Source organism: Marinobacter sp. MA, assembly GCF_048298425.1.
GTDB lineage: Bacteria > Pseudomonadota > Gammaproteobacteria > Pseudomonadales > Oleiphilaceae > Marinobacter > Marinobacter salsuginis.
On record NZ_CP103058.1, the window covers coordinates 17,094 to 40,480 of the forward strand.

17 protein-coding genes are annotated in these 23,387 nt (G+C 59.2%); 6 read left to right on the forward strand and 11 right to left on the reverse strand.

The features are described from left to right. Nucleotides 1-56: 56 nt before the first annotated feature. Genes recD through recC form a run of 3 tightly spaced genes read right to left on the reverse strand, consistent with a single transcriptional unit; the run spans nucleotide 57 to nucleotide 9,666 of the window. Nucleotides 57-2,330: an exodeoxyribonuclease V subunit alpha gene (recD, locus tag NUW46_RS00060; RefSeq protein WP_418141054.1), complete on the reverse strand. Its 2,274-nt coding sequence runs from the start codon at nucleotides 2,328-2,330 to the stop codon at nucleotides 57-59. Next, a complete protein-coding gene (gene recB, locus NUW46_RS00065) occupies nucleotides 2,327-6,061 on the reverse strand; it encodes an exodeoxyribonuclease V subunit beta (RefSeq protein WP_418141055.1) in 3,735 nt (1,244 codons plus the stop codon). The genes recD and recB overlap by 4 nt, the downstream gene beginning before the upstream one ends. Then, entirely contained in the window at nucleotides 6,058-9,666 is a 3,609-nt protein-coding gene (recC, locus tag NUW46_RS00070; RefSeq protein ID WP_418141056.1) for an exodeoxyribonuclease V subunit gamma, read from the reverse strand. The genes recB and recC overlap by 4 nt, the downstream gene beginning before the upstream one ends. Nucleotides 9,667-9,821: 155 nt before the next feature. On the opposite strand from recC, the gene NUW46_RS00075 reads away from it, so the two are divergent. Further along, on the forward strand, nucleotides 9,822-10,607 hold the full coding sequence (locus NUW46_RS00075; RefSeq protein ID WP_418141057.1) for an SDR family NAD(P)-dependent oxidoreductase: 786 nt from the start codon (nucleotides 9,822-9,824) through the stop codon (nucleotides 10,605-10,607). Nucleotides 10,608-10,626: 19 nt separating this feature from the next. On the opposite strand, the gene NUW46_RS00080 is transcribed toward NUW46_RS00075, so the two are convergent. Continuing rightward, entirely contained in the window at nucleotides 10,627-10,917 is a 291-nt protein-coding gene (locus NUW46_RS00080) for a DUF6482 family protein (RefSeq protein ID WP_069182422.1), read from the reverse strand. Nucleotides 10,918-10,994: 77 nt separating this feature from the next. Between NUW46_RS00080 and NUW46_RS00085 the strand changes: the two genes are divergently transcribed. Together NUW46_RS00085 and NUW46_RS00090 are read left to right on the forward strand one after the other, a co-directional pair. Next, nucleotides 10,995-11,240 (forward strand): hypothetical protein, encoded by a 246-nt coding sequence (locus NUW46_RS00085; protein ID WP_222466186.1) that lies wholly within the window; start codon nucleotides 10,995-10,997, stop codon nucleotides 11,238-11,240. A 69-nt stretch (nucleotides 11,241-11,309) separates the two neighbouring features. Further along, nucleotides 11,310-11,750, forward strand: coding sequence for a DUF4864 domain-containing protein (locus tag NUW46_RS00090; protein WP_069182423.1), 441 nt, complete (start codon nucleotides 11,310-11,312; stop codon nucleotides 11,748-11,750). A 5-nt stretch (nucleotides 11,751-11,755) separates the two neighbouring features. On the opposite strand, the gene folM is transcribed toward NUW46_RS00090, so the two are convergent. From folM to NUW46_RS00115, 5 genes are all read right to left on the reverse strand, one after another. After that, nucleotides 11,756-12,463: a dihydromonapterin reductase gene (gene folM / locus NUW46_RS00095; protein WP_069182424.1), complete on the reverse strand. Its 708-nt coding sequence runs from the start codon at nucleotides 12,461-12,463 to the stop codon at nucleotides 11,756-11,758. Between the two features lie 11 nt (nucleotides 12,464-12,474). Continuing rightward, nucleotides 12,475-13,401 carry a LysR family transcriptional regulator gene (locus tag NUW46_RS00100; RefSeq protein ID WP_222465750.1) on the reverse strand — a complete coding sequence of 309 codons (927 nt, stop codon included), beginning with the start codon at nucleotides 13,399-13,401 and terminating at the stop codon, nucleotides 12,475-12,477. Between the two features lie 243 nt (nucleotides 13,402-13,644). Then, a complete protein-coding gene (locus tag NUW46_RS00105; protein ID WP_418141058.1) occupies nucleotides 13,645-14,925 on the reverse strand; it encodes a TRAP transporter large permease in 1,281 nt (426 codons plus the stop codon). Nucleotide 14,926: 1 nt separating this feature from the next. Then, the gene (locus tag NUW46_RS00110) at nucleotides 14,927-15,418 is read right to left on the reverse strand and encodes a TRAP transporter small permease (RefSeq protein ID WP_136630803.1); all 492 of its coding nucleotides are present in this window, start codon (nucleotides 15,416-15,418) and stop codon (nucleotides 14,927-14,929) included. A gap of 56 nt (nucleotides 15,419-15,474) precedes the next feature. Next, nucleotides 15,475-16,461 (reverse strand): TRAP transporter substrate-binding protein, encoded by a 987-nt coding sequence (locus tag NUW46_RS00115; protein ID WP_222465752.1) that lies wholly within the window; start codon nucleotides 16,459-16,461, stop codon nucleotides 15,475-15,477. Between the two features lie 326 nt (nucleotides 16,462-16,787). Between NUW46_RS00115 and NUW46_RS00120 the strand changes: the two genes are divergently transcribed. Genes NUW46_RS00120 through NUW46_RS00130 form a run of 3 tightly spaced genes read left to right on the forward strand, consistent with a single transcriptional unit; the run spans nucleotide 16,788 to nucleotide 21,652 of the window. Further along, nucleotides 16,788-17,657, forward strand: coding sequence for a polysaccharide deacetylase family protein (locus NUW46_RS00120; RefSeq protein ID WP_153637116.1), 870 nt, complete (start codon nucleotides 16,788-16,790; stop codon nucleotides 17,655-17,657). 27 nt (nucleotides 17,658-17,684) lie between these two features. Then, nucleotides 17,685-19,394 carry a VRR-NUC domain-containing protein gene (locus tag NUW46_RS00125; protein ID WP_418141059.1) on the forward strand — a complete coding sequence of 570 codons (1,710 nt, stop codon included), beginning with the start codon at nucleotides 17,685-17,687 and terminating at the stop codon, nucleotides 19,392-19,394. Continuing rightward, nucleotides 19,391-21,652, forward strand: coding sequence for a helicase C-terminal domain-containing protein (locus tag NUW46_RS00130; protein WP_418141060.1), 2,262 nt, complete (start codon nucleotides 19,391-19,393; stop codon nucleotides 21,650-21,652). Before NUW46_RS00125 ends, NUW46_RS00130 begins: the two co-directional genes overlap by 4 nt. Here the strand turns inward: NUW46_RS00130 and NUW46_RS00135 are convergent, their stop codons facing one another. Further along, nucleotides 21,653-22,024: a VOC family protein gene (locus tag NUW46_RS00135; protein ID WP_418141061.1), complete on the reverse strand. Its 372-nt coding sequence runs from the start codon at nucleotides 22,022-22,024 to the stop codon at nucleotides 21,653-21,655. A gap of 61 nt (nucleotides 22,025-22,085) precedes the next feature. After that, the gene (locus NUW46_RS00140) at nucleotides 22,086-23,369 is read right to left on the reverse strand and encodes a diguanylate cyclase (protein WP_418141062.1); all 1,284 of its coding nucleotides are present in this window, start codon (nucleotides 23,367-23,369) and stop codon (nucleotides 22,086-22,088) included. Nucleotides 23,370-23,387: the final 18 nt, after the last annotated feature.

A 23,387-nucleotide genomic window follows, 5' to 3' on the forward strand; every position in this document is an offset into this window, starting at 1 on the left:
CTTGTCACGGAAAACCAGACGATCATATCGAAACATGTCGCGCAAGGCGATATTCCTTAATCAGTAGATTCCCTGACCGCGATGGCCAGGCCAGAAGCACGGGTAACCTGCTGTGCCACGGCATCCTCCAGAACCTGTGAGTGAGACGCTATCAAACTGAACCAGTTCCGGGCCCGGGTGATGCCGGTGTAGACAAGTTCCTTTGTCAACACAGGGCTGAGCCGGTCTGGTAGCACCAGGCAGGTGTGGTTGAACTCCGAACCCTGGGATTTGTGCACCGTCATGGCGTACACGGTTTCCAGCTGCTGCAGCCGACTGGGCGAGATCCACCGAATACCGCCGGGTGTGTCGCTGCTGGGGAAAGCCACCCTCAGCGTGTATCGGGGCTCCCCGGTTGCCGTCCGGTCCCAGGGCACGCTGACGGTAATGCCGATATCGCCGTTCATCAGGCCCAGGTTGTAATCGTTGCCGGTAATCAGCACCGGCCTGCCGGGGTACCAGCCCTCGGCGCGCGGAATCAGCTTTTCAGCCAGCAACTGCCTGGCGATCCGGTCGTTCAGCCCTTCCACGCCCCAGGGCCCCTTGCGCAGGGCACAGAGCACCTGGAAGTCACTGAAAGCTTCAAGCAGCTGCATTGCCATCGCATCCCAGTCGCCCCGGGAGCTGTTTTCATCCAGGTCATGATTCTGTAGCTGCTCCAGATAATGACGGTAGCCGACCGGTGGCGGCAACGGCTGATCGTTCACCTGTCGACCCTGTCCGGCGTTGCGGAAGGCCTCCGGCGAGCCGGTGATGGCGTGCCTGCACACCAGCTCCAGGGTGTCTTCCGGATCCGGTTTTCCGGATGGGCTGCTGAGCAGGATGACATCGTCGAACGCCGCCTCCCGGATCCGGCGCACCATGGCGCGATCCAGCGCATTGGTATTCACGGCTTCGGCAAAGGCACGGATACCGCTGTCTTCCCGGAACCGGTAGCTCTTGCGCAGCATCGCCACGGCCTGATCCAGGGGATGGCCCGATTCGTCCACCAGTGACTCAGGTAGCCGGCTACCGGTCATGGTGGCCAGCCACTGCGCTGTTTGCGGTGTGTAGTGAGCCTGGAAGGCCCGCTGGCACAGCTCACCGAGTACTGCGCCGGCATCTACCGAGGCCAGCTGGTCCTTGTCGCCCAGCAGGATGAGCTGGGCGTTGGCGGGCAGGGCATCGAACACCGATGCCATCAGGTCGACGTCCACCATGGAGGCTTCGTCGATCACCAGAATATCTACCAGCAACGGGTTATCACGGTTGTGGCGGAATCTGCGGGTATCGGGCCGGCTGCCCAACAACCGGTGCAGGGTGGTGACCCTGGTGGGAATATCCGCCAGCTCCACTTTGCCGGGTAAGTCGGCCAGCGGCAAGCGGCTGACTGCACCGCCGATGGATTCGTTCAGTCGGGCGGCAGCCTTGCCGGTCGGGGCCGCCAGCCGGATCCGGTATTTCCGGCCCGCCCTGTCCGGGGATTCACCGGCAACCGCCTGCAAAGCCGCAAGCAGGTTAACCACCGTGGTGGTCTTTCCGGTGCCGGGTCCGCCGGTGATGACCGCGAAACGGTTTCGGGCTGCCAGGGCGCAGGCCAGTTTCTGGTAGTCCACCGCTTCTGACGACTGGAACAGCTGGTCGAGGGCGCGGGACAGGGTACGGGCAGGCCCGGATTCCGGATCCGCCAGGGACGACGGCAGAGTCAGCCGTTGCCGAATTCCCTCGGCAATGCATTGCTCGTAGCGCCAGAATCGCCGCAGATAGAGCCGGGTATCGTTCAACACCAGGGGAGTGGTGTGTGAGCCATCACTTACGGCGCAGGATGCTCCCAGCAATGCCAGACATTCCGACAGCGTCACGAGTGCGAGCAGCTCCGCCGGTTCCGGCTGGTGCGTTTCGCTGGTGTCGGTATCCTCGGGTGGCTGGTAACTCGACTCTTCGGGCGGTAGTGACAGGGTCTGGACAGCATCGGCCAGGAGATTGCCAAGATCAATGCACACATGGCCGCGCCCTACCTGATGGGAGACCAGCGCCGCAAGCAGCAAAACCAGCGGGTGTGGGCGCTCGCCCTGCTCTTCCGACAGCTCCCGGATCAGCCGGGCAAATCCTACATCCAGCGGGCGGATCCACTCTGCTTGCTGCCAGTGGAGCAGCAGGGCCTCGGTGTTATCCGGGCTGGTGAGCAGATCGTTGATATCGATGGTGTTAGCCCCGCCTTCCGCCATGGTCGGCAATTGCGGGGCGGTGTCCTCGGCAAACAGATCAATCTGGTGGTCGGAGTTTCCGGTGTGGGAGCGGGAACGGCTCATGCGGCCACCTCCCGGAAGGATTCGCCGTCGAACAGGGCATCCAGTTGTTCAATCAGAGTTCTGGGTGGTTTGTCGGTGAAGGCACCCCCGCTGGCGGAACCGACGCCCCTCATGAACAGATACACCGCGCCGCCAATGTGTCGGTCGTAGTCGTAATCCGGCAAACGGGCTTTCAGCAGCCGGTGCAGGGCCAGCAGGTAAAGCACGTATTGCAGGTCGTAGCGTTTATCCAGAATGGCGTTGCCCATGGCCTGATCGGTGTAGGCGCTGTCGTCCTCACCCAGGGTATTGGATTTGTAGTCCAGCACGTAATACCGCCCCTCGTGTTCGAACACCAGATCGATGAAGCCCTTGAGCATGCCGTTGAAGCGGGCCTCCTCGACCCGGGGACGGTCCGCACTGTTCAGGGTGTGTGCGGTCACCAGCTGGTCGAGCTTCCGCACGCTGACGTTGCGGCTTTCAAACCAGAACTCCAGCTCCGGGCGCAGGGTGGCCAGGTCCGCCAGGCAGACGGTTTCTGTGCCGGCCCGGTCGAGGCTCAAGGGTTTGCTGATCAATGCGAGCAACCAGCGCTGCAGCGGTTCCACCCAGTCACTCCAGCCACGGGTGCCGCAGGGACGGGTCAGTTGCTCGTGAAGCAGGGACGGGTTGTCCACAACGCGCTGAAACCCCTGCTGCGTGCACCACTCCAGCAGTTCGTGCAGGAAGGTTCCGGGGCCAGCGCCTTTTGGGAAATGGTGTTGGTTGCGGTGAACGGCCAGCTGAGCCGTTTCGTTGCTCTCTTCCTCGCTGCCTTTTTGACTGCTCTCTTCCAGCAGGTTCTGGGTCTCGGCGTCTTCCACCTCACCGGTAAAGGCGATGCCGGTGCCGGTCATACCGGTGTATTCGATTGAGGAGTAACTGGCGATCCACCAGTCCTCTCTAGCCTCCCGTTTGGAGACCAATGCCGGGCCGAGGGCTTCCGGGGCCTGCTCTTGATACTGTGTTTCGTCCGGATCCGGTAACGGAGTAATCCCGATCTCTCCTCTGCCCTGCGCCAGTTCCTCCAGGCAGTCGCTGATGCGGCTCTGGCCCCCGCCGGCAATCAGGTAGCCCAGACCGCTTTGCTGCCAGTTGTCCAGGGCCGCCGTGCCCACCCAGGTGGCAAAGCGGGCCCGGGTGAGGGCCACGTAGAGTTTTCGGATATCCTCGCCCAGGCGTTCACGGTCGGCCCGGGCCACATCCTCAGGTTCTGGATCGAACACCGTGATCAGCCTGCCCCCGTCATCGTGATAGCGAACGAAGGCCTGTTTTTCACTCTGGGCACGAAACGCCGTGCCGAAGGGCAGGAACACCAGGGGGTATTCCAGACCCTTGGACTTGTGCACGGTGATAACCTTCACCAGGCCGGCATCACTTTCCAGCCGCAGGGTGCGGTGCTCGTCTTCTTCGTCGGCCGCCCGCAGTATCTGCGTGTAGTGATGCACCAGGGCATGTTCGCCGTCCAGTTGCAGGCTGTCCTGCTGCAACAACTCGGCAATGTGCAGAATATCCGTCAGCCGCCGTTCGCCGTCCGGGCGTTGCAATAACCGGCCCGGCACCTCGAAATCCATCAGGAAACTGCGCAGCATCGGCAGCACACCCTGCTTCTGCCACTGCTGCTGATAGCCAATAAAGCGCTCGATTTCCCGCTCCAGCACCAGCTCGTCGGTGAGCAGCTGATTCAGGGCATCCCAGGACTGACCCAGGGTGGGCGTGGCCAGCGCGGCGCGTATGTAGGCCAGTTGCCGGGGCTCGGCAAAGGCCCGCAGCCAGCACAGCATTTCCTTCGATTCCCGGGACGTCAGTACAGAATCCCGGTCTGACAGGTAGACGCTCTTGATGCGCCGGCGACCCAGGGCGTCCCGCACCGCGCTGGCCTCGTTGCGATTGTTGACCAGGATGGCGATGTCTTTCGGGGCAACCGGGTCCTGATCTTCCGGATTCTCAGGCAAGGTGAAACCTGCCTGTCCGGCCTGGCCCAGGGTCAGCAAACGGGCGATCTCGCTGGCGCAGGTCTCTGACACATCGGCCGTGGCGGTGCCCTTGGCCATACCTTTCGGGTTGCCGTCCTTGTCCTCTTCGCCGGATTCGTGGGTCCAGAACACCAGGCTGGGCTGCACCTCCCCGTTGATCGCCCAGACCCGTTTGGTGCCGTTGGCGTCCACGCCCTGGAACGGCAGCGGGGAGGTATCGCCCTTGCCAAAAAGGAAAGCGCCGTCCCGGCTGTGCTGGTCGCTGTGTTCGTAGACCCGGTTGACCGCCGCCACCATGGTTTTGGCGGAGCGGAAGTTTTTACCCAGTGTGTAGGTGCGTTCTTTCACGCCCTGCCTTGCCTGCAGGTAGGTGTAGATATCGGCACCCCGGAACCCGTAGATAGCCTGCTTGGGATCGCCGATCATCAGCAGGCAGGTGTCGGGGTCGCCGCCCGCCACATTGTAGATGCGGTCGAAAATGCGGTACTGCACCGGGTCGGTGTCCTGGAATTCGTCGATCAGGGCCACCGGAAACTGGCGCCGGATAGTGGCTGCCAACTGATCGCCACGGGGGCCGTGCAGGGCTTCGTCCAGCCGGGTAAGCAGATCGTCAAAGCCCATTTCCGAGCGTTTCTGCTTTTCCGATTCCAGCCGTTCCGCTATCCAGTGGCTGGCGTGGCGCAGAATGTCGGATTTGGCGCTGGGCTGGTTCTGGCTGAAATCCAGCAGCGCTTCGATGGCGTCGAAGGCAGGATGATGGGGGGCAGATTCATCGCCTTTCAGAATCTTGTCGAGACCGTCGGGCGTCTGATTCTTGAAGCCTGCGGCACTATCGATCTTTTCGGGCAACAGGTCGTCTGATTCTGCCCAGGCAAACAAAAAGTCCCAGACCTTGATCATGGCGTTCTTACTCCCGCCATGGAGTCGTTTGGCCTTGTTCAGATCGTTCAGCAGCTGGGTCACTTCCTCGCGCCACTGGCCCCAGGGATGAGCCTTGAGGGCCTGTGACTGTTCCAGGCGCCGCCTGACCACCTGATCGATGGCCTGGTGAACGCTGTCGGGCGGTGTGCCCAGGCTCTGGGGATCGTCAATCAGGTTGCGAACACCCTGGCGCAGATCCCCGGGTGTTTTCCAGTGACTCAGTGCCTCGTCCATCAGCATCGGGGGCAGAGGATAGACAAAGGTGCGCCAGTAATCCCGGGCGACCTCGTCCAGCAGCTCGCTCTGGTCGGTTTCCAGGGTCAGCTTGAACAGGCTGCCGCTGTCGAACGCGTGCTCGCTGAGCATGCGGTTACAAAAACTGTGGATAGTAGATACCGCCGCCTCGTCCATCCACTCTGCGGCCAGCAGCAGCTTTTTGCGGCATTCCGGCCAACTGGCCGGATCCGGATAACTCTCATTCCTTAGCTGGTAGATCAGTGCCGTTTCTGCAGGCGGATCAGACTCGTCGGCCGCCTCCGAAAACACCTCCGCGGCCTGGGTCAGCCGGGTGCGGATACGGTCTCGCAGTTCCTTGGTGGCGGCCTCGGTGAAGGTCACCACCAGCAGGTTGGGCGGCAGCAGATTCTGCAGCGGGCTGTCCGGGGACTGGCCGTGGCCAAGCACCAGGCGCACGTAAAGAATGGCTATGGTGAAGGTTTTGCCGGTGCCGGCACTGGCCTCGATCAGGGCGCTGCCGTTCAGGGCGAGGGCCAGGGGATCCAGATTCGGGTTCCGGTTGTTTTTCTGTTCCGTCATTCCACACTCCCGATCTGGTCCGCCGCTGATTTGCCCTGCTCGGCTTCCCAAACCGGCACGTAGAGCTGATGCAACAGGGCTTCGAATTCGCCGCTGGCCATCAGCCGTTCCGGCGTTTCAAATGTGCCCATCAGGTAACCAACGTCCCGCTCAAGAGCGGTGGTATAGGCTTGCTCGGCCTCGTTGATAGCCCGCTCGTGGTCACCGACGTACTTTTTACCGCCGTAGTAACTGGTGATCCAGGCAAAGCCGGCCTCGCAGTGAATGGGCAAGGCACGTGTGGTGGCCTCCATCCACCGGGTGAGCACAGTTTCGAACAGCGGTCTGGCCTGTTCCGGCGTTAACGCCGCAAAGTGAAAGCGGCGGCCCTCCTCCTTACCCAGGATCAGGGTGTCGAACGGCTGCCCTCGCATTTGCCCGGCCAGGTGAATCAGCCAGTCCCGCATCAGGTTGGCATAGCGCACTTTCCTGCTGGAACCGGAGCCGGTCAGCAGGCTGGAGCTGGCCACCACCAGACGGCACAGATCGCCCGCGGCATTGGAGCGAAGACGGTCGATCAGATCGGCAACGGCGACCGAACCCAGGGCATTCTCAAACTGGTAGTCAAAAGGCAGAGGCTCGGCGACCGCCTCCGGCCAGTCTGCCAGTGCACTCTGGTAACGGTCGAACAGGTCCGGCAAGCGCCCGGCCAACTCGGAACGCAGGCGGTGCTCGGTCACGCCCATGCCCAGGTCCCCGCGGCGGGCCATCCGGTCCAGGATTGTTTGCAACCGGTCTTCCAGTTCTTCTTCATTGCCGGCTTTCAGCAGTCCATCCTGAATCAACTCATTGTCCAGACGCCAGCGGTCGAGGCCGTCCAGGTCGAAATTCTCGTTGTCGGTGTCGTCGTCCTCAACATCCTCGAAGTGCACCTGCAGTCGACGTTGATAGAAGGTGTCGATGGGCTTTTTCAGGAAAGCCGCCAGATCGCTCAGGCTGATGGGTTCTTCGGGCGTCTGGTACGGTAGTGCAGACTCGGTGTGTTCCGCAGCTTCACCACCATGGGCACTGCGCCACTCCCGCTCGTAAGTGAATAGATGGCGGGCTTGCAGAACCTCCGCCAGAGGCCGCGGCTCACTGTCTTCGCCCTCTGTCAGGCCATTGGCTTTCGGGAAATAGGCCCGGCTGAAGGGTTGCAGCGGATGCTGGGTGGTGAGCACTTCTGTGACTTTTGCGTCCGGTAGCCCTGCCACGGACCACAAGCTGTCGAGATGATCCTGCAGCTGGCCCACCAGCACCGACGGTGGCCGTTCTGAATCGTCTTTGATACTCCGGCCCACCCAGCTGATGTAAAGCTGCTCCCGGGCGGATAACAAAGCTTCCAGGAACAGATAGCGGTCGTCCTCCCGGCGGGAGCGATCCCCAGGGCGGTAATCCTGGGCCATCAGATCAAAATCCACCGGTGGTCGGGAACGGGGATAATCACCGTCGTTCATGCCCAACAGGCACACATTCCGGAAGGGAATGGCGCGCATCGGCATCAGGGTGGCGAAATTCACTTTGCCGGCGAGGAAGCGCTGGTTGAGGCCGCCCTCATCCAGGCCTTCCAGCAGCACATCCTTGACGATATTCAGGGGCAGGGTCTGTTCCCCAAGGCCAGCGGCCAGGGCGTCTTCCAGCCACTGCTCCAGCTGGCGGCGGAACCGGTTCAGCAGCAACAGGTCGCTGCCTTCCACCTTGTGGAAAAACTGCCCGAGCATGTCTGAAAACAGGTGTTCCCAGTCTTCGGGCGTGCGGCGGGTCTGCAGCGCCAGCCAGAGGGTTTCCAGCTGATGCACAAAGTCGTTCAGGCGGCCCGCCAGGCTGGCCTGCAGGCCGCCGATCTCGCCGAAGGGTTCCACGCCACCCCAGGGCTCATCGTCGCCCATCCCATACCCCAGCAGCATCGAGCGCAGCCCGGATTGCCAGGTGTTGCGCTCCAGTTCGGCGGGCAGATCCAGGCTTTCCCGGTGCAGCCCATGGAGCCCCCAGCGGATATTGGCGCCCTCCACCCAGCGACGGGCCAGGGGAATCTCGTCTTCGCCGATCCCGAAGCGGTCCCTTATGCCGGGCACCTCCAGCAGGCTGATGATTTCACTCACCGCAAAGCGGCTGCGGGGCAGTGACATCAGGGTTTCCAGGGCAATCAACACCGGTTCGTGGTGGCGCTGGCCCTGATCAGAAATGGTAAAGGGAATGTGGCGCTTGCGCCCAGGCTGGTAACGGCCGAACACCGCCTGTATATGAGGCGCGTACACGTTGATATCGGGCACCATCACGATAACATCCCGGGGCCGCAGCGTTGGGTCGGCGTTGAAAGCCGCCAGGAGTTGGTCGTGCAGAATCTCCACTTCACGCTGGGGGCTGTGGGCCTGGTGGAACGCCAGGGAGTGATCTTGCCGCAAATCCAGTTGTCGATGCTGCTGGCGGATTTCCCGGAGGGGCGTCAGGTTGTGGATATCGTTCTGCAGCTGGTGCAGGAGGCGCGGTGCGTCTTGGTTGCCGTGGTCCGAGAAGATATCGATTTTCTGGTCCGGCGTCTCGAACCTGCCCCGGTATTCCTCCGGGTTGTCGAACTCGTCCAGCAGGCGGATGTAGTCACGGCCCTGCTTGCCCCAGGCGGCCAGCAACGGGTTGGCGTGCTGGTGTAGCTGGTCTGGATCTTCAACGTCGGACAGCGTGGGGTGGGTTCTGCCCCGCTTGCGTTCGGCCGTGAGCAGCTCCCGATCGCTGATGATATCGGCCCAGTAAAACTGGCAGGGGTTGTGAACACAGAGCACCACCTGGCTGAACCGGCTCAGTACATATAGCGCCTCCAGTGCCTGCCGCGGCAGCGAGGAAACGCCGAATACGACGATCCGGTTCGGCAGGCGCGACGGATTTGCCGGTGCCGGGATACGCTGGCCCTGCTCCATAAACCGGGTGTGGATCTGCGATCGGCTGGTGTGGGCTTCCGCGCCCACATCCTCTACGAGCCGGCGCCAGAGCAAAGGCTGCCAGCGGGTTTCTGCATCCAGCGGCTTTTCCTCCGCCCGGGCTGTGATAATCACATTCTTGCCCTGCTCCCAGGCGGCCAGCCAGTCGGCCCGGAACACCTGGTATTGGTCAAACAGATCCGCCACTTTTTCCGCTAGCTGGAAATTGCGCAGGTCCGGATCGTTGCCCTCCAGAAACCGGGCCAGAGGTGTGAAGGCTTCGTCCTGACCGACGAGGCTGGGTAGTAACCGGTACAGCCGCCACACCAGGCGACGCTTGTCGAAGGGTGACTGTTCCGGCACCTCGCCGTCCGGTAGGACCGCCCGGTAGGCCTGCCAGATAAACCGGGCCGGAAACAGGAAATCCATGCCGGCGGCAATACCCAGACCGCCGTCCATGCCATCGTCCGTGCGTTTCTCCGCCAGCGCGAGCTTCAGCCACTGGGCAATGCCGTTGCTCTGCACCAGGAAGGTCTCGCTCTCCAGTGGCGGCATGGGGTTGTTCCGACAGATGTAGACCACCGCCCGGCGAAGGTCTTCCAGATGGTTGGCGTGGATCGCGTGAAACCCGGGGTCGATGGTAGCGGGCTTATCGGTGGACAGAGCAGCCATGAATTTCCTTGTCTGGTATGCAGTTCAATCCTGTTGCCACAGGTTACCGTATGTGACCACAGATGCGGACAGTCTGAAACGTTTGATCAACGCAAATTATCGCGGCCCGCTGCGACAGACGGTGTCGTGAACCATCTGCGAAGGAGAGAGGCATTATGTGGACACTGATCACCGGCGCCGGTTCGGGCATCGGGCGGGCTCTGGCTCTCGAGCTTGCCCCCCGCGGCCATAACCTGATTCTCGCTGGCCGTACTGTGCGAAAGCTGGAGGACGTGGCAGAAACAGTCCGCTCCGAAGCGCCTGACTGTGAACTGATGACCCTTGAAGTTGACCTGGCGGATCCAGAGAGTACTCGTAACCTGGCCCACCAGGTCGGTGATGCGGTCGACCACCTTTCAGCGTTTGTCTACTGTGCCGGTGTGGGTGAACCCGCAGCCGATTTCGCCAGCCTTGGTCTGATTGATTTTCAGGAAGCCCTGGCCGTTAACGTATCTGCGCCCCTGTTACTCACCCAATCCCTGCTTCCGCTTTTAAAAGGCGGAGACCCGGCGTCGAGGATTGTGATGATCGGTGCTGGAATGGACAAGCACGCACAACCCGGAACCGGCAGCTACGGAATCAGCAAAATGGCGTTGCGTCGGCTGGTGCGCCAGATGTCTGTGGAATTCGACACCATGCCGGATGGGCCGGTTGTAAGTCTGTTTCAACCGGGTCTCGTGGATACGCCGGGCATCCGCAGCCACATCAAGAAGGCCGGTGACCTGAACCTGCCGCACGCAGAGTGGCTGGCGGGGCGCCTGGAGGCGGGGGAATGCCTGACCGCCGAGCAGGCGGCCAGTGCGCTGGTGTTTACGCTGAATCAGGTTCCCGACAGTGATTTTCACGGCGCGGTCTTCAACGGCGCCGATCTGGTGGATTCCCTGTCATTCGCTGGAAGCTGAGCGACCGTCAAGCGGGGCCCTACAGGGGCACCCGCATGGTTTCCGAGCCGCTGTCGGGCATGCCGATCATTTCATCGGTTCCGGTTGGCGGAATCACATCGGTGTGCTCAACTTCATATTCATGGAAGTACTCTCGTACGGCACAGGCCCCGGTAAACATGACCGGCTTGTCGTAGGCGTCGGTGAGTACGTAGCCCTGACCATCCAGGTAGAACCTCGCCATGTAATAGCGCCCCTCCATGGAGACGATCTCCAGCAAGGAAATGGTGTCGTGCTTGTGCTTCTTCAATTCGCCAGTGTCCATATGCATCGGAAGTCTCCCGCAGGTTCGTTGTCGTAAGGAACAATACGGAAAGCTTTTCGTTACAGGTCATAAAACGAGCAATTATGAGCAGGATTGATTTGGTCAAAACCGCCGTGGACGAGCAGTTGAATGACTGCTATGACCTGTTGGCCATGCGGATGCTGTTTCCACCGGATCAGGTGGAAGTGACGATTGAGCAGGAAATCAAAGACCTGTACGTGTACCCGGAGAGGCTGCAGACCGGCTATCGCCTTCCCGGATCCAAAGCGTCGGGCACTCATGAAGATCATCTGGCCGGAGCGCGGGAGTCGGTGAGTTCAACGCCCTGACAGGTGGGCGAATCCGGAGTCCTGATCTGGGCGTATTGTTTAAAAGATGAATAATAGCGAGGTGCCATCATGGGTCACCAAAATATCCGTTTCGGAAAGTGGCTGATTCCCGTCCTGCTGGCTTTCATGGGCTTGGCCATCTTCGGGTCATCACAGACCGTCGCCAGTGACAAGGACGCGGAAATTCGAGACACCATCCTTCGCCAGATCGAAGCCTTCGCCAACAACGATCAGGAACAGGCCTGGGCTCACGCCTCCGAGGGCATCAAGCGTCGATTCGGCTCGTCACAGGTGTTTGTCGACATGGTTCGTGAAGCCTACCCGGCCGTGCACAACGCCACTGCCATCGAATTTACCCAGCGCGTGCCCCACGGCGCCTTTGAAATCCAGGTGGTTCGGTTGCAGGGGCCGGAGGGCAAGCGTTGGGATGCCTATTACCGGATGGTGCTCACTGAAGGTGCCTGGAAGGTGGCCGGCGTGAGACTCCAGCCGGCTGAACTGGGCATTTAATGGTCTCAGACCAGGTGCCGTCCGCCATCTAATGGTAGCGTCCGACCGGTGATGTAGGGGTTGTCCAGTAGAAACTGCAGGGTGGCGACAGCGACCTCGGCCCCGGGCTCTATGCCCATAAGCGACTTCTTCAGGGTTTTCTCCCGGTAAGCCTCGCTGTCGCCCTGGTTGAACATGATCAGGGACGGCGCTACGGCGTTCACCTTCACACTGGGCGCCAGTAACCGTGAAAAAGACAAGGTGAGGTTGGTCAGTGCGGCCTTGCTGGCGGCGTAGGCGATATGCTTCGCGCTGCCCTTCTCCACCACATAATCCGTCATATGGACGATGTCGGTTGTCGACTCACCCTGCTCCAGCATCGACCGGCAGGCGAGGTTGATCAGGTAGGGCGTGGTTACATGAATCTGCATCATCGCGCTCATCACATCCGCCGGATCTGAATCCTCGCTTTCTGGCAGCCAGTCCGAAGCGTTGTGAATAATCGCACGCAGGCTGTCGGTCCGGGATTTCAGGGTTTGAATGAACGCTTCGATACCTTCGTTCGTGGCAAAGTCCGCGTGGATACATTCAGCACCGGCTTTCTGTAGTGCATCAATCGCCGGTCGATAGGTGCGGTAGGTAACGATGATGGGCTGGTCTCGGTCCAGGCAGGCCCTGGCGAAGGCCAGGCCAATTCGTTGGCCGGCGCCGGTGATCAGAATGGGTGCGGTCATGACATCTCCAATCAGGATTCAATTTGCTTAATCTCCGAATTGAATACGTCAATAATCGTCTCGCAGAGCCATTTGTGGCCGGATTCTTTCTCTGAATTCTGATCCCAGCACAGGTCGAAGGAGAACACGACCTCTTCCAGTGGCAGCGGAGAGGATTTCAGATGCTTGAGGCGAGGATCCAGGGCCAGAAGGCGGCGGGGAGCTATGGCAATCAAGTCTGTTTTCAGCAGGATATCGGGGATGGCGTCCCAGCTGGACACTATCAACGCTGAATGTCTCTCGAAGCCGCGCCCGGCCAGGGCGTCGTCAATCACCGTTGTACCCGTGGACGCCTGAGAGAGTTTTACATGGGGCAATCTGGCATAGAGTTCCGCGGTCATCGGTTCCGAGGCGCTGGGATGGTCAGGTCGCATCAGCACCACAACGTCATCGGCCATCAGGCGTTTACTACGCACGGCCTTGGGTTTCAAACGGCCCGGAGTCAAACGGATCTGTGCATCGACCCGGTCCCATTCGGAACTTTCCGTGGAAATGGAAAACGGCAGAATATCAATGGTGATATTGGGTGCTTCTTCGCGAATCCGCCGGGAAAAGCTTGGCAGGAAAAAGCCCGAAACATAGTTGGCAACCTGCATGCTGAACACCCGCTTGGATTCGCGCGGCACAAACTGCTGCTGCGCACTGATGGCGCTGGACAGGCAGGACAGACCGTCCTCCACCTGAACGATGAGTTCTCTGGCCCTGTCGGTGGGTTCCAGCCCCTTGGCGGTGCGGTAAAACAGCTGGTCGTTGAGCATCAGACGCAGTCGCGCAAGTGCATGGCTGACGGCTGAGGGAGATAGCCCCAGCTCATTGGCCACTTTTGAGATTGAGCGTTGTTCCATGATGTTGGTGAAAATTACCAGTAAATTCAGGTCAAAATCGCGCAAATTCACCATATTTATTAACTCTCGCAGCTAACCTTCATTATTGTTATCGCAATCTTCCCGGGACGCGCTGATGCGCTGCGGGCCGGCCGATGGTTGCCAAAGGCACCTGACAAGTCTTGCAGACCCTTTATATTTGCGCCAGATTCGGGGACGTTAGCCAACAGGGGGAGGCCGGTGTCCTGTTAGCGGACACCGGAGAGGGAGGAGCGCTTACGCGAAGGTATCCTGGAAACTTGTCAAAATGGCTGCGGCTCAGCCAAAGGTTGCGGGCAGCCAGAGGGTGATCGCCGGAACATAGGCCACCAGTGCCACCACGCCAAGCAGAACCAGCATGAATGGCCAGATATGGCGGGCGACAGTCTCCACGCGTAACCCGCTGATGCTGGAGGCAACGAAAATGGAATAGCCCACCGGTGGCGTTACCATGCCGACGGCGAAATTGATCACCACCATGGCGCCCAGCTGTATTGGATCCAGCCCGATCTGCTGGCCCAGGCCGATCAGCACGCCACTGAGGATAACCATCGCGGATATGTTGTCCATTACCGCGCCCAGCAGCAAAAGCATCACATTGATGATCAGCAGCAGCAGGATAGGATTATCCGTAAGCTCCAGGAGTGCGCGGGTGAGCTGCGCGGGAATCTGCTCACTGGCCATCACCCAGGCGAATCCGTAGGCGACGGCAACAATAAACATGATCACACCGGTGGTTCTCATCGAATTCATCAGAATGGATGGCACTTTTTTCCAGGCCAGGTCGCGGTACAGGAACAGGCCGACAATGGCGCTGTAAAGCACACCCACCATGGCCGCTTCGGTAGGAGTAAACATACCGCTGTAGATCCCTCCCAGGATGACAACAGGCGCTAGCAGCGCCCAGACGCCGTCCTTGAGGGCAAAGAGGAACTCCTTGCCGGTGGCACGTTTCTGTTTGGCCACCCCGTGAAAACGGGCATACAGGATGCTCACCACGCAGAACCCTGTGGCCGCGATCAAACCGGGAACAATGCCTGCCAGAAACAGCTTGGCGATGGATTCTTCCGCCAGGACGCCCCAGATAACCATGGGTATGGAGGGCGGAATCATTTGCCCGAGAGGGCCGACGGCAGTGGCAAGTGCCGCTGCGTAGCCACGCTGGTAGCCCCGGGTTTCCAGCTCATCAATCATGATCGAACCCACGGCCGCCGTGGTGGCCGGCGCGGAGCCGGAAATGGCGCCGAAGAAGGTTCCGGCGGCCACGGTTGACATGGAGAGGCCGCCAGTCAGGTGGCCAAAAAAGGTTTCGGCCACGCGTACCAGTCGACGGGATAGCCCCCCGGCGCTCATGACTTCCCCGGCGAGGATAAAGCCGGGAATGGCAAGCAGGCTGGTGACATTACTGCCGGCAATGAACTGCTGGGGCAGAATCATCGGATTGACATCGGCCATCCAGATGCCCACCGCCGCCAGCAGACCAATGGTGAACGCAATGGGAACCCCCAGCGCCAGGAGACCAATCAGGCCAACAACCATGACCAGGCCAATTTCACCCATATCAATGCTCCGAAGACGTATGGATCGGCCGGGGCCGGACAAGAAGAATCAGCGCGTGAATACAGATCAGGGCGCCCGCCACGGGCACGGCTGCATTTTTAACCCAGATTGGATAACGGATGGCGGGTGATACCTGGCCCGCTGTGAACTCTGCAAAGTTCCAGCCTGTCCATAGCATCACCAGCCCGAGGCCAATGGTCAGCACCATGATGCCCCGCTCCACCAGTTCACCCAGGATGGGTGGCAGAGCGTTCACCAGTAACGTAACCCGGACATGGCCTCGGTCACGAACCAGTGCACTGGCAAACAGGAAGACAGTCCAGGTGAAGGCCAGGGAGGCGACTTCGTCGCTCCACACCAGCGCATCACCCAGAACGTAACGGTAAAAGACACCCAGCAGCAGGCTGACAATCATAACCAGCGCGGCCAGCGCCCCGACCGCCTGGGACCCGAAAGCCAAACCCTGTCCCAATTTGTCCAGTGACTGATACATCTGCACGGTTCCCTATCGATTGCCCCGGGTCAGCCCGACCGCCTTCCGGGACAGGATTACTCGCTTACCTGCTGCAAGGCGGTATCGACGATTTCCGAGCCAATCTTTTCGCGATAATCGTCATACACGTTGGACACCTTGTCCCGGAAAGCGTTGATGTCATCCACTTCATTCACCGACATGCCGGCTGCCTTGATCTGTTCAAGTACCTCACCATTGTTGGAGGCAACGGTCTCGCGCTGGCGATCAATGGCCTTTTTGGCGGCTTCCCGAACCAGTGCCTGGGTTTCCGGGGAAAGTTTGTTGAAGGTCTGTTTGGACATCAGCAGCGCCAGGGCGTTGTAGGTATGGCTGGTCAGTGACAGGTAATCCGTGACCTCCGGATACTTGTTGGCGTAAATGACAGGAAGCGGAATTTCCAGTCCGTCGACCGTGCCCTGCTGCACCGCGGTGAATACATCGCTCCAGGCCATGGGCACCGGGTTTGCACCGATGGCACGGAAGCTTGCAATGAAAAGGTCACTGGGCTGAACCCGCAGTTTTACCCCGGTGAAGTCTTCGGGCGTCCGGATCGGGCGCTCATTGTTTATGGTGTGCCGGAAGCCGGCTTCCGGGAAACCAAGCCCGACGATGCCTTTGGCGTCCAGCTTTGATAGCAGCGTCTGGCCTACCTCGCCATCCAGCACTTTGTGTGCCTGCTGGTTATTGGCGTAGAGGAATGGCAGATCGTTGAGCTGGAAAGCCGAGTCCAGGGTGCCTACCTGTGTGCCTGTAATCACACCTGCGTCCATGGTTCCGAACTGCATGGCCTGCAGCATCGCGGTATCGTTGCCGAGTTGGTGGTTGGGGTAGAACTGGACGTTGAATTCGCCCGGAGCGGCCGCCTCGAGCTCTTCCGCAAAGTAGCGGGCGGCAATGGCGTAGGGGTCAACTTCACTGTCGGCCGTGGTCCAGCCGAGTTTGATGGTGGTCTGGGCGTGGCTCAACGTGGCGGCGCTGGCCAGCACGGCTGCGGCGATCAGTTTACGGTTCATGAGTTTCATTGTTTTTCTCCGATGTAAATCAAACTGGAAATGTGTTTTGTCTTGATGGTATGCACTTTCCAGTCAGGCACTTTGTGCCAAATTTATTTGTGTTTATTTGCTCCGATTTTTATCGGTAAAAATAATTTAGGGTAAGCAAAACAAAAGCGCAAATTTAATATTATTCAGCTATTTGTGAATGAAATTAAAAAAGGAACCTTGCTGAATTTGATTCATAACCACCTGAATATAATTGAATTTGCAAAACCGAATAAATCATATTATTTAATTGTGAGCTGATTATTTATTTAATTTGATTCGTTATTAATTAATAAAGGAAAAATGCGATGAGCCGGGAACTGTCTTGCGATATAGAACGCCTGGAAAACGACTTTTTATGGCCTGAAAACAAACGATTGGCCATTAACTTCAACATCGCTTTTGAAATGTGGACGCCGGATGCCTGTTCCAGCGTGAACCCTATGGGCAATGTTCTCGCCGGAGACATGGTAGACCCGAACGCCGACAGTTATGGTCGGTATAACGCCAATGTTGGGGCCAAAAGGTTGTTTGATATTGCAGAAGATTACGGCTTGGCCACCAGTGTATTTACTTCTGGACTGGTGGCGGAACATTGTTCGGGCGAACTTAAAAAACGCTTTGATTATGGACACGAGATCATCGGCCACAGCTATGGTCAGAACATGCTTTTCCCGTATCTGGATGAACAGCAGATTGAGGACAATATAAAAAAGTCGACCGCGCTGATTGCGCAAGCTACAGGTCAAAAGCCTGGCGGCTGGATCAGCCCCCGTATTACCTCTGACCTGGATGTCCAGCACCGCTTGGCTCTGCATGGCTACAAGTGGCACGGTGACGCACTGGATGATGATCGACCTTACCTGCAGCGGTTTGCCGACAGCAGCATCATGGCGATTCCGGTAACTATCGATTTCAATGATCTGCCACACGCCATGCGTTTCGGCCGAACGCCCGAGCAGTTCGTGGAGATGTTTTCAGTGACGCTCGACAAGCTGTTGGCGAGCAATCGCGAAACGCTGATTCTCGATGTGATTGTGCACGGCCATTGCTACGGCAGGCCTGCGGGCGCCTGGGCGTTTGAAGAGATTGTTAAGCGATGTACCCAGCAAGAAGAGCTGTGGCTGACCACCAGAGGACAGATCTTCGATTATGTGAGACCATTTTTCGACGATTGATACCGGAGGCATGGCGCCCACACGACTATGGCAGTACGGAACCCGACAGGCCGACAACCGGGTACCGCAGATCTCAACAATCCGCTGTACTACCTTGAAAATATGGAAACCGTCCTTGGCTGGGTGCAGAGCCACCACGGCGACTTGCTGACCGGGGACGAGCTGGATCGACTTGCGAGCTTCCATTCCCTTTCCCGGCCGGCGCGGGCTCTGCTGACCCGCATGGTGATGCGCACAGGCGATCTGTTTCGCTCGGACAAACTCAATTACCCGGAGCTGGGCGTTCCGGAAAGCCGCGCCCTGGAAGAACTTGATGGTGCGGACTGGCTGGATACCGCCCCCCTGCTCAGCCTGGATGAGCTTTTCCGGCTGTTTACCCTGGGAGAGCTGCGGCCGGCTGCGAGGCCTTTGCTGGAGGCGGCCGGAAAGCCTGCCAACTTGCCCAAAGGCCAGATGCGCGATGCACTGCTTCCGCAATTTCCCGACCCTCTTACCGTTGCTGAGTGGCTGGGTCAGCACGCCAGGCCAGTGGTTCGGCTCAAAACCATGGCGCTGTTTGATCGGGTTCGCCTGATGTTCTTTGGCAATCTTCGCCAGAGCTGGTCGGATTTCGTGCTGGTGGAACTGGGTCATCAGCAGTACGAACCAGTTCCGTTTACACCGGATTCCAGGGCGTTCCAGCATCGTTCCGAGGTTGATCTTTACCTCGCCATGCATCGGTGCCGGGAAAGGCTGGATGAAGGCGTACCTGCCGCAGAGGTCTGGCTCGACGTGCCCGGCCCTTGTGAAAATGCCTGGTTGACCAGCCGCCGGGACCGGTTGTTGCTGGAATTGGGCCGGCAGGCGGAGCGCCAGGGAGATCGGGAACTGGCGTTAGATGCCTTCGCCAGCAGCGGCCATCGGGAAGCGCGACTGAAGCAGCTTCGATTGCTCGAGCGAATGAAACGTCATCAGGAAGCCTGGGCCATTGCGTCGGAGTGGCAGAGCCATGATCTGTGCGACGCCGAAGCCCAGGGCCTGGCACGGATCCTGAAACGGCTCGCAAGCAGGCTTGGCAAGACACCACCAGTGTCGCAGGCGCGACCAGCCATCCGGGACATCACCCTTACCCTGCCGAAGCCGGCAATGGGATCGGTCGAATACGCTGTACAGCAACACCTGTACCGGGAAGAGACGCCTGCGTTCTATGTGGAAAACACCCTGATCAATGGTCTGTTTGGCCTGCTCTGCTGGCAAACCATCTTTGCCCCGGTGCCGGGGGCGTTTTTCCATCCGTTCCATGTCGGCCCTGCGGACCTGACCCGGGAGGATTTCGTCAGCCGCCGTCAGGCCTCCTTCGAACAGTGCTTCGCTCGACTGGCGGATGGCAGCTACCGGGAGCGGATTCTGGCGAATTACCGGGCGAAACAGGGCACCACCAATCCCTTCGTGATCTGGCCCGTCATCAATGAGGAACTCATCAGCCTGGCCTTGGACTGCATTCCGGCAGAGGATCTGGAAACCCTCTTCCGCCGCCTGTTACTGAATATCCGTGAGCACCGCAGTGGTTTCCCCGATCTGATTCGTTTCTTTCCCGGCGCCGCCGATACCGAAAAGCGTTATGAAATGGTTGAAGTGAAAGGGCCGGGCGATCGGCTGCAGGACCATCAGATACGTTGGCTCGAATTTTTTGCCGTTGAGGGTATCCCCGCCAGTGTGTGCTATGTGCGCTGGCAAGACGATGGGGTGATGGAATGACGCTGAAGGTAGCCGTCCGAACCCTGTGCGAATTTGCCGCGCGCCGGGGCGACCTGGACTTCCGCTACACCCCGGCTCCCAGTGCCGAAGAGGGCATCGCCGGCCACCAGGCCATCCAGTCCCGTCGCGGCTATGGCTATAAAAGCGAGTATTTACTGACTGGTGAGTGCCGGGGATTATTGCTTTCCGGGCGCGCCGATACCTACAACCCGCACCGCGGCCGGCTGGAAGAAATCAAGACCCATCGGGGTGACCTGTCCCGAATCCGCGAGCATCAAAGGGCGCTCCACCGGGCCCAGTTGCGAGCCTACGGAGCGCTTTTGTGTCGACAGGAAAACGTCAAAACCCTGGAGCTGGCGCTGATCTATTACGACACCGGCAGGGACAAGGAAACACCGGTGGTGGAGACCGCCAGTGCCGATGAGCTCTGGCAGGAACTGGAAACCCTTTGCGGTCAATACAAGGCCTGGGCGGAACAGGAAGAGCATCACCGCGAACAGCGCAATGCGTTACTCGCCGGCCTTGCGTTTCCCTTTCCGGAATTTCGTCCCAGGCAACGCCAGCTGGCAGAGACGGTGTACAAGAACGCGGTAAAGTCCGGCACTCTGCTTCTGGAAGCTCCGACCGGCCTGGGCAAGACCCTCGGCACCCTGTTTCCGGCGCTGATGGCCATGCCCTCTGCCGGACAGGACCGGTTGTTCTATCTCACCTGTCGCAATACTGCCCGTCAGCTGGCCATGGATGCGGTGGCTCGCCTGCGTTCGGCTCAAGCCGGCCCGACCTGGCCCCTCAGAACGCTGGAACTGGTTTCCAAAGACGACGCCTGCGAGCACCCGGACAAAGCCTGCCATGGTGAATCCTGCCCCCTGGCCAAAGGGTTCTTCGACCGGCTGCCCGATGCCCGGGCAGAAGCTGTCCAGACCGAAGGGATACTGGATCAGCACACGCTCGCGAAGATTGCTGCCGGTCACGATATCTGCCCGTATTTTCTGTCCCAGGAAATGGCACGCTGGAGCGATGTGGTGATCGGTGACGTGAACCGGCTGTTCGATCAATCCGCCCTGCTCCATGGTTTGATTCGCCAGAACAACTGGAAGGCCAGCGTGCTGGTAGATGAAGCTCATAACCTCGTGGACCGGGGCCGGGGCATGTATTCGGTCCGGCTGGATCAGCAGCGCTTGCTGAGGATAAAAAAAACCGCGCCAAAACCGCTGAAATCCGCCATCGACCGGACCGCCCGGGCGTGGCAGAGCCTGATCCGGGACCACCAGACTGATACAGAGAGCCCGGAGTTTCTGGAAACACTGCCGCCGCAATTGCTGGGGGCCCTGCAGGCGATGGTATCCAATCTGACCGATTATCTGGCCGACAACCCTCCGGATCTGGACCTGCAGGAATTGTTGTTCGAAAGCGTCGCCTTCATGAAACTTGCGGATACGTTCGGCGATCACTCTCTGTGTGAATTTAAGCGCGCTGGTCGGGGGCGGGCTAGCCTGACCATCCAGAACCTGATCCCGGCGGATTTCCTGCGGGAGCGGTTCGAGGCGGCGCATTCGGTTCTGCTTTTTTCCGCCACCCTGAGTCCCGGTGTTTACTACCGGGATTTGCTCGGGCTGCCTGAGGATTCGCGTTTTACCACGCTACCCAGTCCGTTCAGCGCAGACCAGTTGCAGGTGCACTTCACGCCGGGAATCAGCACGCGCCAGGTTCATCGGGAGGCATCACTCAAACCCATCGCCGAGCTGATCGCCCGGCAGTTCACGGAGCGGCCCGGGCATTACCTGGCGTTTTTCAGTAGCTTCAAGTACGCGCAGCAGGTTAGTGAGGCCCTGGCCCGGCAGGCGCCGGATATTCCCCAGCGGGCGCAGGCGCCGGGCATGTCGCCGCAACAGAGAGCTGAGTTTCTGGCAGGTTTCAGGGAGCCGGGTGGCAGCGTGGCGTTCGCTGTTCTGGGTGGGGTGTTCAGCGAAGGCATCGATTTGCCCGGGGATCAGCTCATCGGGGCGTTTATTGCGACCCTGGGCTTGCCCCCGTTCGATGCCTGGCACGAAATCCTCAAGGCTCGACTCGAACAGCGATTCGGCGCTGGCTATGACTACACCTATCTGATTCCGGGCTTGCAGAAAGTGGCCCAGGCGGCCGGTCGGGTGATTCGCACCCCGGAAGACCGGGGTGTGATCTGGCTGATTGACGACCGGTTTTTGAAGCCGGCCACCCATCGGCTGTTGCCACGCTGGTGGTTCAACGCAGCAGAGTAGTTAACCGAATACAAAAAACGCCAGCTTGTTACCGTCCGGGTCCTTCACGTAGGCGCCGTAGAACTGGTCGGGAATCCGTTGCCCCGGCTCACCGTCGCAGGTGGCACCCAGCTCGATGGCTTTCTTGTACATGGCATCCACACCTTCTTTCGACTCCGCAGGCAGGGCAACCATGTTGCCGTTGCCGGGATGGTTGGGCTCCTCATTAAAGGGAACGCAAACCGCGATCATGGGCGCTTTCATGCTTTTGCCGATAAACGCAATACGACCCATATCCAGCAGTAGCCTGGCTCCCTGGTCGCTCAACAGTTCCGCATAGAATGCCTTTGCCCGTTCCATATCACTGACGCCAAGGGTGACGTATCCGATCATGCTTTTTCTCCATTCGGGTTGTTGTCGAACGCCAGAATACGCTGTTTTTTGGCTGTCAGCTCTATTCAGCGCCGATTTCGCTGACGACGACCTGATTTCTGCCTGCCCGTTTTGCCTGGTAAAGCAACTGGTCGCATGCGGACAGCAGATCCCGCACACCGTTGATGCTTTGGTCCCAGCAAACGACCCCGGCACTCAAGGTAACGTTGAAGGGGGTGTCATCTTCACTGAGAAAACTCTCTGTCTCCATACCGATACGCAGGGACTCGGCAACTTGGCGAGCATCACCCAAGGTGGTGTGAGGCATCAGAACGATAAACTCTTCGCCTCCGGTGCGCGCAACAATGTCGGCTTTGCGAGTCCGCGTTTCGATCAGATTCGCCACCGTGCGCAATACCTTATCGCCGGTGAGATGGCCCCAGGAATCGTTGACGCTTTTGAAAAAATCAATGTCCAGGGAAAGCAGTGAGAAGGGATGGTTGTAACGGGTCGACTGTTCGACCAGCTCTTCAAGCTTTCTGAGCAGATATCTCCGGTTGTAGAGGCCTGTCAGTTCATCGGTAATTGTGAGGGCTTCCAGCTGGAATTCCAGGCGCTTCTGGTCGTCGATGTCGGTAATAACGCCATGCCAGGTAGTACTACCGTCGGGATTTCGCTCCGGCTGGGAAACCCCTCGCAACCATTGGGTCTGGCCATCTTTGATGATGCGGTATTCACAAACCCATTCGCTTAGCGTCTTGCGGGAGAGTTCGATAGTCTCGTGAACTTTTGCGACATCCTCTGGGTGAATGGTTTCGAACATCCGTTCCGGGTTGGTCTGGGTTTCCGCGGCCGTTACGCCATAGAAATCCTTGGCCTTGCGGCTCATATAGGGGAAGTGAAAACTGCCATCTTTATTGAGAGTAAAGGTATATATGACCCCGGGGAGAGATTCGGCAAGCTGCTGCAGCTGGTGCTGGGAAACTTTCTCTTCCGTGACATCAAGATGCGTACCCATCAGCCAACGGCTTTCTGCCGTCTGGTCATTGTTGAACAGGGTTCCGCGGGTGTGGATGTAACGCCAGTCACCGTCCTTGTGAAGCATGCGAACCACGCACTCGAACTTGGTGGCCTCCCGGTTAAGGTAAGCATTGAGAGCCTCGTGCGCTGATTCGACATCGCTGGGATGACTGAGGCGCTCCCACGTCTCGAAGGATAGAGGTTGAAGCTCTTCCAGGGTATAGCCGAGCATACTGGCCCAGCGTTCGTTGAAGATAATTTCGCCGGTGTCCAGATTGTATTCCCAGGTACCCGCGCCAGTGCCATCGAGAATGGCATTGAGCCTTGTTTCTGCAGACAGATGCATGTGATCCCTCACACGAAG

Bases quoted from the DNA above. Each gene is read 5' to 3' on its own strand.
- NUW46_RS00090 (WP_069182423.1), top strand. From the start codon at position 11,310: ATGGGTCACCAAAATATCCGTTTCGGAAAGTGGCTGATTCCCGTCCTG.
- NUW46_RS00110 (WP_136630803.1), bottom strand. From the start codon at position 15,418: ATGTATCAGTCACTGGACAAATTGGGACAGGGTTTGGCTTTCGGGTCC.
- NUW46_RS00125 (WP_418141059.1), top strand. From the start codon at position 17,685: ATGGCAGTACGGAACCCGACAGGCCGACAACCGGGTACCGCAGATCTC.
- NUW46_RS00080 (WP_069182422.1), bottom strand. From the start codon at position 10,917: ATGCATATGGACACTGGCGAATTGAAGAAGCACAAGCACGACACCATT.
- NUW46_RS00140 (WP_418141062.1), bottom strand. From the start codon at position 23,369: ATGCATCTGTCTGCAGAAACAAGGCTCAATGCCATTCTCGATGGCACT.
- NUW46_RS00100 (WP_222465750.1), bottom strand. From the start codon at position 13,401: ATGGTGAATTTGCGCGATTTTGACCTGAATTTACTGGTAATTTTCACC.
- NUW46_RS00130 (WP_418141060.1), top strand. From the start codon at position 19,391: ATGACGCTGAAGGTAGCCGTCCGAACCCTGTGCGAATTTGCCGCGCGC.
- recC (WP_418141056.1), bottom strand. From the start codon at position 9,666: ATGGCTGCTCTGTCCACCGATAAGCCCGCTACCATCGACCCCGGGTTT.
- recB (WP_418141055.1), bottom strand. From the start codon at position 6,061: ATGACGGAACAGAAAAACAACCGGAACCCGAATCTGGATCCCCTGGCC.
- NUW46_RS00105 (WP_418141058.1), bottom strand. From the start codon at position 14,925: ATGGGTGAAATTGGCCTGGTCATGGTTGTTGGCCTGATTGGTCTCCTG.
- NUW46_RS00085 (WP_222466186.1), top strand. From the start codon at position 10,995: ATGAGCAGGATTGATTTGGTCAAAACCGCCGTGGACGAGCAGTTGAAT.
- NUW46_RS00075 (WP_418141057.1), top strand. From the start codon at position 9,822: ATGTGGACACTGATCACCGGCGCCGGTTCGGGCATCGGGCGGGCTCTG.
- NUW46_RS00135 (WP_418141061.1), bottom strand. From the start codon at position 22,024: ATGATCGGATACGTCACCCTTGGCGTCAGTGATATGGAACGGGCAAAG.
- folM (WP_069182424.1), bottom strand. From the start codon at position 12,463: ATGACCGCACCCATTCTGATCACCGGCGCCGGCCAACGAATTGGCCTG.
- NUW46_RS00120 (WP_153637116.1), top strand. From the start codon at position 16,788: ATGAGCCGGGAACTGTCTTGCGATATAGAACGCCTGGAAAACGACTTT.
- NUW46_RS00115 (WP_222465752.1), bottom strand. From the start codon at position 16,461: ATGAAACTCATGAACCGTAAACTGATCGCCGCAGCCGTGCTGGCCAGC.
- recD (WP_418141054.1), bottom strand. From the start codon at position 2,330: ATGAGCCGTTCCCGCTCCCACACCGGAAACTCCGACCACCAGATTGAT.